The sequence below is a fragment of the Paenibacillus sp. NPDC058071 genome (genome assembly GCF_042885235.1).
Taxonomy (GTDB): domain Bacteria; phylum Bacillota; class Bacilli; order Paenibacillales; family Paenibacillaceae; genus Pristimantibacillus.
In genome coordinates, this window is sequence record NZ_JBHVSK010000032.1 from 1 (window position 1) to 10,258 (window position 10,258).

The window sequence follows — 10,258 nt, forward strand, 5'->3', positions numbered from 1 at the left end:
AAGATGACTCCTGATGAGTTCAGAAGCCATCTCATTGCTGCCTAAGACTTTGGTAACCATTTTTTTAAACTGTCTATAAATGAGGTTACAGTTCAGGGAACGGAATTGAGTTAGCTTGCTTACGCCAATCTTTAATGGTTTGGACCGAAAATCAGGCTTGGCAATGGATTAATCGTTGAGTCCCATTCGTTCTAACCGTTCGGCTACCTCCTACCGTATTTCAAATCACTTTGTTATTATTTACTTTATCCGATGTCTTTCGAGATCAACCATTTTTAGAATATAATAATGAAGTAATGATGGTTATCGTAAAACATTCCCGAATGGGTTTGAGCATATAGTTAGGCATCTTTTTACCTATCTATAATTTTATACATTTCATCACATAGTGACGAAATACTATTTGTAATATCCTCAGTATCTATTAATTCATATGCGTCTATTAATTCTGCGGCATCAGAAATCATTCCAGGTGAACAACTAAGAAGAGACTGAACTAACGGCTCTAATCCATTTTTTTTAAAAGCTTCATTAAATTGAAAGGAGTATTCTTTAATCTCAGCCGTGAGTGACGCTAACTGTCTAAAAAGATTCACTCTAACTTTACCGTTCTCCATCTCACTAAAATGATATAAGCTATTTCCGTTCTTCCCTAAGTTCTCATAGTCTTTAATAAGAGTTTGATGAAGTTCTTTTATCTTTAAAAGCTTACTTTTAATTTTCGCCCTTTTTTTAGATGGAATCTCCAGAGGGAGCCAATCGTTAATCATTTTTTTTATATCTTCTAAAGTCCATATGCCAGTTTCAATTTCTTCCTTACCATTAAGGTTTAAAATATAGCTTTGAATTGGAGCCGTTGCTCCTTTCCGTGGAGATTTAATAACAAAGATCCACTTTTTAATACCACTCCAGTAACCATCATTTCTATTTTTAATAAAGCCTTCATAATCACTTTTGACCTTTTTCAAAGCTTCCTTATCTTTATATGTTTCAGGTGCATATACTGCAAATACAGTATCCCCATTAAGTACCCCGTCAACTTTTTTATCTCCTGGATTTGTTTGAGTTTGATGAAAATTTGGACCATTGATCCTTTTCATTATATTAGAGAAAATATCTTCAAAATGATTCTTATCAGATTTTTTCAACCTTTTATACATTTTTTTCAACCCCATGAACACACCTCCGAAGATTATAAAATCGTTCATTCCATTAACTGGATAAATTTAATAGAGACCACGTTTGTAAAATAGCCAATGGGTGATTAAGTTCCATTGGCTAAAAATATAATTTGAAAATATCCTTAAATTAGAAATACAGAATTTAATAGAGTGAGCTTAAATATTTACTCTAGAACAAAGTGGTTTGTTCGACGGGAGAATCTCTATAGGTTGATTCTACTTTGTTTCCTCGTTTCATCCAGTGATCTAACTGTTCTGGGAGTACATGAAGTATTTCGCATAAGTCAGAGAAAGAATACCCTTGTTTTATATGTTCTTTAATAACAGGCCAAACTAGATAAAATAAATCTGAATCCTTTTTTCTGATGCTTTTAGTTTTTTCGTTAATTGTGACATTCTTTAACAATTCAATAATTGATTGAGAACTATCATTCATAAATGGAATTACCATTGGATTCTTTTCATTCGTTTCAAGCAGTTTTCTGTTTCCTTCAGGTACATTTTCACTAGTACGCACAATGAGCGGTACCCAAGAGTTTTTTAAATTCTCATTAGCACCCTCCCAGGTTCCACCTTTAATATTTGAAGAAACTACAACTGTACCCTTAGAATGAGTATAAATATATTTGTTACGTCCCATAGCATTAAATCCGGTAAATCGAGCTGAGGGATGTACAGCAGATAAAACAGTTAAATTACCATCTGCAATGGCTTTTCGGAAATCTTTTTTTCTAAGTAACATTTCTAGTTCAGAATGGACAAATGAGACTACTTGGCCTCCATATGCTAAGGCTTCATTCTGAGATGTAAGATCAATGCCCTTGGCACCACCAGATACAATTAAAGCTCTTTCTTCTACAACTTTACGAACAATTCGTTTTGTAAACTCTACACTGCTTTCATCAGCATCCCTAGAGCCAACAAATCCAATAGCACTTGACCGCAAAAGTTCCCCGTTTCCCGTACCATAAAAAAAGGGCGGCGATTGTTCTTTTAATAATTGCTTCACTCTTTGAGGAAAATTTTTATCGCCACGAGTCGCAATCCATATTCCCATTCCTGCTAATTTTTCGATTTCAATAGCCATGCTACCAGCATATTTCATCAGTGTGCAAACCTTGTTTGCCATTGCTCTTGAAAGCAATAAATCTTGCATCAAATGATCTTCATTTTTATCATAGAGTACTGCTGGCGTTGAGTACGCTGATTTTCTCAGTAATGCTGCAAACTTGTTCCATTCGCCATGTGTAAACGGCTTTTGGTCTTTATCCTTGGTTTTTCTATATAACAGATCAGAGGTTAACAATAAAATAGCTAAACCCTCATCCGAAATCCTCTCCATTAAAGTCACCCACTTTCTGATGTTGAGGTCAATGCAAAAGGTAAAATAGTTCCATAACCCGATTCTCGAAGTAAATAGCCTGCTACAGTAAAAGTCCACCTTGAATCAACCATATCATCTATTAATATTACACTATATCCAACATAATTGCTTTTATTCACTTCAATAGAGTCCCGAACATTTTGTTCTTGCATTTGGCTATTGTTCATTAACTTCTGCTCTGGACGTGTTGATGTTTTAGTTAATAAATCAACATAAGGTAAATTCAAATGACTTGCAACTTTATTGGCAAAATTACTTACTAAACTTGGCCTTCTTAAAGATGGAATCGAAGCAACAATAAAGTCTTCTTCACCATAATTATTATCAATCCAATTTCTAAGAGCATCTGCTGAGGCAATTGCCAATTGATCATCAAAACAATTATCTTCATATTTCCCTTTGCGTACTAATCGTCCCCAACCACTGTCACTATAACGGCTTAAAGCAAATCCAGGGTCACACTGATAATTTACAGGTATTCTTGCTCTAGAAGCCCATTGCTTTCGTGGTTCAATATGAAAAAAGTTACGCTGGAGAAAAATCTCAGCATCTACTACAACTTCTTCTCTAACATTTGCATTTATAAATTCACCATTACAATTTGAGCATGTCCCGCAGTTATTAGTCGCTGGATCATCTAGCTCACGTATCACAAATTTCATCAAACAATCTTTAGTGTATACAAAATCTTTCATACGCTCAAGTTCGCGCTCTTTATTTGCTATAACATTAGAGATACGTGCATTCTGTAACTGAAAAGGATTAATTGTTCTTGAATACTTACTACCACTTTTGACCACCAAACTATCTATTTCTAATAACTTTAAACAATCTTTTATTGTTGCTTCTGCAAGATTTAACCTAGAGCATATTTCATTAACAGTAAGACTATCTTCCGATTCTAACAATTCTACAATCTCTAATGTATCTTCCGAAGCAGGGAAGGCATGACGAATAAAATATTGTTGAATAGACTCATCTTCCTCCCCATGTAATAAAACTATGTAAGCACGATCCAAGTTACGTCCTGCACGACCAATTTGCTGATAGTACGTTAAAAGAGAATTTGGAATCTGGAAATGAATAACAAAACCGACATCCTCCTTATCAAATCCCATACCTAAAGCTATATTTGCTACAAGAACTTTCACTTCATTTTGAAGCAGACTGTCTTCCCGACTAATTCTTTCTTCTTTCGATAGTCGCCCTGTATAATGCTCCGCTGATATTCCTCGACTTCTCAACCAGCGAGCTACAAGTTCACAATCGCTAATTGTAGAACAATAAACTATTCCACTACCTGGAAAGTTGTTGATATTATTTTCCAACCATGCTAGCCTAACTGCTTTTTTAGGCATTACTATTGTCTGAATATGGAGTGACTCTCTAGCTAATGGTCCACGAATTACTTCCATTGAACCTAATTGCTCCTGAATATCTTCAACAACACGATTATTTGCTGTTGCTGTAGTTGCTAAAACCGGCACTTTAGAAGGCAAGGCGCGGACAATCCTAGAAATACGTCGATAATCTGGACGAAAATCATGTCCCCAGTCGGATACACAGTGGGCTTCATCAATAACCAACATGCCAATGCCCCCACGAATCATGGGTATTGTTTCTTCCATAAAGTGTTCATTTGCTAGACGCTCAGGTGAAACAAATAAAACATCAATATTGCCTTGAGACAAGTCCTCTTCAATTTCTGCTAAATCCTGTGCATTAAGTGAACTATCGATCGTAGCTGCTCGTAACCCCAACCGATCAGCTGACTGCATTTGATTCCGCATTAGAGATAAAAGTGGACTGATTACTATTGTTGGTCCTGCACCATCATCCCGCATCATCCTTGTAGACAAAAAATATACTAAACTCTTGCCCCAGCCAGTTTTTTGGACAACTAGAGTTCGTCCACCTTGTAATACTGAATTGATCGCTTCCCATTGCCCCTCTTTGAAGGAAGCATTTCTATTGAACATCTTCTTCAAATAATTATCCGCAATAGATGTTAATGTCATTTTCCTCTCCGCCTCTCTATTATCATGTCCTGATTATTTTAAGGTCCTACTTTTCTTGTTATTACAAAAAACAGTTATCAGTGAGCGCATATTACAACATTGAATCTATAATTAACCAAGGGCAATCCTAATCTAAGTAGACTGTGGTTTAATAATGTATTCGTCACCCAAATCAATAATATTGACCTTAATTTCTTGAGTAATACTATTAATTTCCGCTAAAGTTAATGAAGAAGCAATAACACTCTGAGTGTTTAATTCAGATAGTGAGTCAAATAATTTCCCAGTGCTATTTATATTCATTTGTTGTTGGCCAGGTTCGTCCATAATTAATAAATGCGGATGATTTCCTCCGTGATGGTTTGAAACATAATCCAAAGCTAAGGTGAAAGCCCATCGTAACCTTATAAAATCACTGGCAGAAGAATCAAACTTGATATCAAATCCACGTACCATAGGAGTATATTTATCATGAGAAATTGATATTTCATTTAATGGGGTACTACTATAGCCAAATTGATCCAAATAATATCTAAATTTTTTCTCAAACGTCTCGAGCTTTGTTTTATCAAGCTTGGAGAAAAATTCCTCTGGTATTTTCTTAACTTTTTTCAAATATTCTTCCCATTGGTTTTTTAGAGAGTTTAGTGAAAGTTCATACTTTTCAAAGCTGCTTTCAGCTTCTCTCAGTTCCTTTATCTTCCATTTTAAATTTAGTGTCTCTTCAATATCTAGATTTGACAACATCCGAGGATCTTCTCTCAATTCTAATTTCAAGCTCCTAAGTCTTCTTCTTTCCTCTTCTAAAGCTTCAGTAATAGCATTTAATCTTTTGTTTCTTTCATTTACAAAATTGTCAGATTGATTCAGAGCGAATTTCAAAGTAGCAAGCTGATCTTTAATATATTTGATGTTTTCATCGAGAGTCATGGGTTGGAACTCTATATCTTGAGGAAGTAAGGTTTCATGTATTTTTTGATTGCAAGTAGGACAAATACCTTGAGCAATATATAAATTTTTATCCGACCCAAGATCGATCAGCCTCTTTGCATCTTGATTACTTTTTAAATCTTGTTGTAACTGGGCAAGGTTCTCTTCAAGAGTTCTTTTATTGATAACACCAGAGTTAATTTCTTGCCGGACCGAATTTGCTTCGCTCTGAAGAGCTAACACCCTATTTTCAATATTGTTAATTCGTTCCTCGTGTTCTTTCTCAACATCCTTGATACTTCTTACTACAGTAGATTTTTCAGTTAATTCGTAAAGCCTTTCAGAGATTCTTTCGGTTAGAGTGATTAGTTTTTGATTGTCATCATATACAAAAATTTCAAAAGCAGATAAAAGCTCTGGTTTTTCAGACAAGCCTTCTACTTTTGCTCCAATCATATTGGCTTTCTCTCTGATATTATTTACAAGAGTAAGCCACTCTTGTAAAATTAAAGCTCTTTCTACCCGAAGTTCTTCTTTCTGCTTACTATTGTTTAAAACATCAAGTCCAAGAATGAATTCAATAGCTCTAGTAGATAGCTCTCTAATACCGTAATTAGTGATTGGTTGAGCATAAAATGAACTCCACCCTTTAATCTGTTCAACAAAGAATAAAGGAAATAAAGTTTGAATATATAACAATCTCTCTTTGCCCTCGAATGAAGGCACTAGTGGCAGCTCCCACCCTAAAAAATCTGCTAAGAATGAATGGAAACCTGCATCGTTCTGAGCTGCGCCTGGAAGATGAACATAAAAATCTTGTTTCCTAAACTTTCTCCCTTCAGTTAGAGATGGCCCGAGTTCCACTTCTATTAATTTTTCTTCCCTTGAGGTGCTTGTAATCCATCTTCGCATAGTGATATTTTTTTTGTGCTTATTTGATATTTGCAATTCAACATTTGATTCTAGTACTTTGTAGACACTACCTCGATATGTCAACTCTTCTCGTAGTACTGGTTTCATTGTTTTCCCATTTGTGCCGCCTAATAATTCTTCAACACCCAAAGCGTATAAAATAGAGTTAACAAATGAACTTTTACCCGTAGAGTTTTTTGCTCTCACAATATTTAAGCCATCAGAAAATGCTGTAAATGTTTCGAATTTCCCTTGATCAGTAACAACGTTTAATTTTAATGCGTCTATTTTAAGTTGTGCCATCTTATACTAGCCTCTCTTTAAATAGAGTAGAAATAACTTTATCAGTTACTCTCAAGCCAATCTTCGTTAGTAGTGCCTTCTCCGAAATAAGAATATCTGTCTCTTTATTTATAGCTTTTGCAAACTCTGTCCCTTTAGCAGACAAAGTGAACTTCCCCGTAGATTCACTAAATGAAATTAGTTTATCAGCAACGGCAAATTGTAATGCTCTATTAACACTAGGGTCCATATTTATTAGAGGAGGTGTTATTAATGGATCTTGTATTATCATTAGCAAGACCCTATCTCTTTCATTTGATTTAAACGCCCAATTTAACAATTGAAATTTCAACAGATTAGCACTGTTTCCTCTGGAGGCCATTGATAGAACCAAAACTATCTGCGCAATTTTTGTTAATGGCCTATATTCCGGAGATACCGGTACCTTCCTACGGGTAAATGTTATTCTTTTAGCATGTTCGTAAGGCAAGTCCATATTAAAAACCCTCCTCAAAGTCAAGTGGGCAACGAACCAACCAGTCTGCTTCGGCTTCTCTGATAACATCTTCTTGTAGAACAAAAGAAATCATTTTACCAAAGGCTTCGTTTTCTAAAGCAGATTTATACTTAGATTGAATCTCCTTATTAAATTCTTTAGGTTGAAGATCGCTCAAAAGTAATTCCTGCTCTATGTGTGCTTCAATTCCGCTCTTTATACGAACTAACTTCTCTAACAAGATTGGATGATTATCTCTTAACTCATCAAGCACATTCTGACCTTTTATAAAATTTCTGATAATAATGTCAACGTATTTATTAGTGTTAGCCTCAGCATTATTACTACCCTTAAATAGTTTAGATATTTTCCTAAACAAAATTTGTACAGACTCAGCTTCACATTGCTTCCAGTTAATTATCTCTTCTGTACTTGGAACTGCTACATTTACATCTATTTTTTCATTCAGAACTGCTTTGACATATAACATCTCTTCGACAAAAAAACCTTCATCTTGGACTAGAACATCAAAGTCATCATCTAAGAGTTCCTTTAATTCCGCTTTACATTTGTATTCAGTTGCCTTTTCCTGACAATGAGATATTAACTCTTTATTTCTGATAATAGGAGTCAAGAAAACCCATTTTTTAATTTTTACTTTTCCCATATATTTAATTAACTCTTTTTTGTTTTTCGTTAACTTTCCTAAATCAGTTGTTACTTTGTCTCGCTGTGCCTCATATAGTTTTTTACTCTCGTACTCTTCGTCTGGACAATAACATTGAAATACAACCCCTGTTCTTGTAAATCCTTCAATTCCCAAGTCCCCCTGAGTATGTGCGATCATTTCTTGATAGCCTTCCGATTCGTACTTCTTCTTTAAAAAAAGCTGACATGCTTCTTCCCAACTATCACCATTATATTGACCAAAACGAGTCTTTATCATATGACACCTCCTGCTTGTAAACGACAACATTCTTAAAGCACAACGCATACCAGACCTATGTACTACTAAATATCTACATAATTCTACTCCATTGTGCCTAGTTCCTTCCAAACATATGTTTCATTAGGAAATGTTTGGTGTCACGCGAAGAGTACTCATTTTCTTCTATAGATTTTTTTGTCAAACTGTAGAATTGAATTTATTTCAACTCTACCTAATCGAAGAACAATAATTAACAGGAGCAATAGATTCAGTAACCATTGCATTTTTAAAAAAATTCTAAAAAAGGAGGAGTGTACATGACACATACTCTATTTTCAAAAGAGCAAATTAGATCAGCCAATCAGGTTAATTTGATCGAGTTTGCAAAATCACATGGTTACGTACTTGAGAACGGCGGTCGCCGCGCGTATCATGCCAAACAAAGCGGCGGCCTTTATTTCTTTAAGGACAGCAATCGGTATTTCCACTTTTCTAGTAACACACATGGCGGAATAATTGATTTTGCCATGCATTTTTGCAGGATGACATTTAAAGAAGCAGTCGCTTATCTACTTGAATTGGATATTCCTCAAATGGCTGTTGTTTCTATTACAAAAGAACGAGGAAACTCATCCTTCCCGATAAAGCACCAAATTTCAGACGAGTTGCTTGGTATCTATCTCAAGTTCGTGGAATAGCACCTGAAATCATCTCATTACTCATGCATGAAAAGAAATTTTACCAGCAAAACAAAACAGGTAACTGCGCGTTTGTTGGGTATGATCAAGAAGGAGTTGCACGCTATTGCTCATTGCGAGGCACAACTCTAAACAAGCCTTTCAAACAGGACCGAGAGTATTCCGACAAAAGCTACCCGTTTCATCTTTGCGGATATCCTGAAAGTAAACGGGTATATGTATGTGAAAGTCCTATTGATGCTGCGAGTCGGGCTACAATTGAAAAAATACGAGGGCATGACTGGAAAGCCGCCCATTACATTTCGCTCGGATGCTTATCTGATCAGGCACTTGAGCGATTTCTTAAAGAGAATGTAACAAATGAGATTGTATTTTGCCTAGATAATGATGCAAATGCTACGTATAGCAACGGCAGCCCCGCTCCCAATTGGGGGCAAGAGGCTGCCGTAAAGTTTTCTCAAAAGTTCAGTAAGCTTAGATATGTAACAGTTATTGAAACGCCTATCCTTAAAGATTTCAACGAGGCCTTAACAGCGGCTTACCAAATTCCACTTAAAGCGAACTCGCACTTAATAGAAGATTCATATGACTTTTATGATTCCATAAAATAAACACACTAAAAATTGAATACATCATTAAGAACAACTTATTAAAAAACGGTAATATACACGATCTTTAGGACATCTCACTTCCATGTATGAAACATTTTTACTGGTGTTCTTTTTTTGGGAATATCCGTGTAAATAGTTATGCGATGATGATCAAAAAGTTCATCAACAGTATTATGACAACACAACTTATACTTTTTTTTAGAATTACAGGGACATGGGGCATTCCTTCCCACCCCCACAAATTCTTTCCTTTTTTCTTTAATTATCTCTAACCCCCAGTCATCATAGGGACCAGACAATTGTTCCAATAGATTTTCTAACATGGAATAGTTGTATTCTAAACCCTCGGGAAAGAGTACGGCATATTTATCAAAAGGATTTTGAACAACTGATATCGCAAGTAACTGAGCCTCATCAATTCTTCGGATGCAAAGTTTACCATCATATATTTCTCCAACCTTATGTCCACAAGAATTTCTCAGTGAGGCTATCTTACCGCAAATTGAACAAGTAGATTTTCTGATAACCGATTCTCTGCTGAAAAAATATTCGTAAGGAAATAGCATTTGATATTGAAAAATGATTCGATCATAGAACTCTAAATTATATGTCTCCTCAGTACTTAAATGTCTCCTTAAATAAGAAAGCTTAATTTCAATTTGATCAAATAAACACCAGGCAGCATAGTAATCTTTATCGTTCAAATTATTAAATGCCTCTAGGTGGATCGGCTACACTTAGTTGGACAATAAAAATAAGGGCTTGTAGAATAGACCTATTATGCCAAGGAGCGGATCTCTACAATGCCAAAACAACAA

At 35.4% G+C, this 10,258-nt stretch carries 9 protein-coding genes; 2 read left to right on the plus strand and 7 right to left on the minus strand.

Features of this window, described 5'->3' with window-relative positions; genetic code table 11:
* Window positions 1–353: 353 nt before the first annotated feature.
* The 6 genes from ACFVTB_RS27470 to ACFVTB_RS27495 all read right to left on the minus strand — a co-directional run bounded on the left by ACFVTB_RS27470 (window position 354) and on the right by ACFVTB_RS27495 (window position 8,149).
* A complete protein-coding gene (locus ACFVTB_RS27470) occupies window positions 354–1,175 on the minus strand; it encodes a hypothetical protein (RefSeq protein ID WP_387756569.1) in 822 nt (273 codons plus the stop codon).
* Between the two features lie 175 nt (window positions 1,176–1,350).
* The gene (locus ACFVTB_RS27475) at window positions 1,351–2,523 is read right to left on the minus strand and encodes a DNA-processing protein DprA (RefSeq protein ID WP_387756571.1); all 1,173 of its coding nucleotides are present in this window, start codon (window positions 2,521–2,523) and stop codon (window positions 1,351–1,353) included.
* Between the two features lie 5 nt (window positions 2,524–2,528).
* Window positions 2,529–4,583: a RecQ family ATP-dependent DNA helicase gene (locus ACFVTB_RS27480; RefSeq protein ID WP_387756573.1), complete on the minus strand. Its 2,055-nt coding sequence runs from the start codon at window positions 4,581–4,583 to the stop codon at window positions 2,529–2,531.
* A gap of 132 nt (window positions 4,584–4,715) precedes the next feature.
* Window positions 4,716–6,728 carry a hypothetical protein gene (locus tag ACFVTB_RS27485; RefSeq protein WP_387756575.1) on the minus strand — a complete coding sequence of 671 codons (2,013 nt, stop codon included), beginning with the start codon at window positions 6,726–6,728 and terminating at the stop codon, window positions 4,716–4,718.
* A 1-nt stretch (window position 6,729) separates the two neighbouring features.
* Window positions 6,730–7,203, minus strand: coding sequence for a hypothetical protein (locus tag ACFVTB_RS27490; protein WP_387756577.1), 474 nt, complete (start codon window positions 7,201–7,203; stop codon window positions 6,730–6,732).
* A gap of 1 nt (window position 7,204) precedes the next feature.
* On the minus strand, window positions 7,205–8,149 hold the full coding sequence (locus tag ACFVTB_RS27495) for a hypothetical protein (RefSeq protein WP_387756579.1): 945 nt from the start codon (window positions 8,147–8,149) through the stop codon (window positions 7,205–7,207).
* A 299-nt stretch (window positions 8,150–8,448) separates the two neighbouring features.
* Between ACFVTB_RS27495 and ACFVTB_RS27500 the strand changes: the two genes are divergently transcribed.
* A complete protein-coding gene (locus ACFVTB_RS27500) occupies window positions 8,449–8,829 on the plus strand; it encodes a hypothetical protein (RefSeq protein WP_387756581.1) in 381 nt (126 codons plus the stop codon).
* A gap of 23 nt (window positions 8,830–8,852) precedes the next feature.
* On the plus strand, window positions 8,853–9,440 hold the full coding sequence (locus ACFVTB_RS27505) for a toprim domain-containing protein (protein ID WP_387756583.1): 588 nt from the start codon (window positions 8,853–8,855) through the stop codon (window positions 9,438–9,440).
* A 74-nt stretch (window positions 9,441–9,514) separates the two neighbouring features.
* Here the strand turns inward: ACFVTB_RS27505 and ACFVTB_RS27510 are convergent, their stop codons facing one another.
* Entirely contained in the window at window positions 9,515–10,144 is a 630-nt protein-coding gene (locus ACFVTB_RS27510; protein ID WP_387756585.1) for a YecA family protein, read from the minus strand.
* Window positions 10,145–10,258: the final 114 nt, after the last annotated feature.

What these genes read in the sequence shown, in the direction of transcription:
- ACFVTB_RS27470 (WP_387756569.1), bottom strand. Translation starts at nt 1,175, where the DNA reads ATGGGGTTGAAAAAAATGTATAAAAGGTTGAAAAAATCTGATAAGAAT.
- ACFVTB_RS27475 (WP_387756571.1), bottom strand. Translation starts at nt 2,523, where the DNA reads ATGGAGAGGATTTCGGATGAGGGTTTAGCTATTTTATTGTTAACCTCT.
- ACFVTB_RS27480 (WP_387756573.1), bottom strand. Translation starts at nt 4,583, where the DNA reads ATGACATTAACATCTATTGCGGATAATTATTTGAAGAAGATGTTCAAT.
- ACFVTB_RS27485 (WP_387756575.1), bottom strand. Translation starts at nt 6,728, where the DNA reads ATGGCACAACTTAAAATAGACGCATTAAAATTAAACGTTGTTACTGAT.
- ACFVTB_RS27490 (WP_387756577.1), bottom strand. Translation starts at nt 7,203, where the DNA reads ATGGACTTGCCTTACGAACATGCTAAAAGAATAACATTTACCCGTAGG.
- ACFVTB_RS27495 (WP_387756579.1), bottom strand. Translation starts at nt 8,149, where the DNA reads ATGATAAAGACTCGTTTTGGTCAATATAATGGTGATAGTTGGGAAGAA.
- ACFVTB_RS27500 (WP_387756581.1), top strand. Translation starts at nt 8,449, where the DNA reads ATGACACATACTCTATTTTCAAAAGAGCAAATTAGATCAGCCAATCAG.
- ACFVTB_RS27505 (WP_387756583.1), top strand. Translation starts at nt 8,853, where the DNA reads ATGCATGAAAAGAAATTTTACCAGCAAAACAAAACAGGTAACTGCGCG.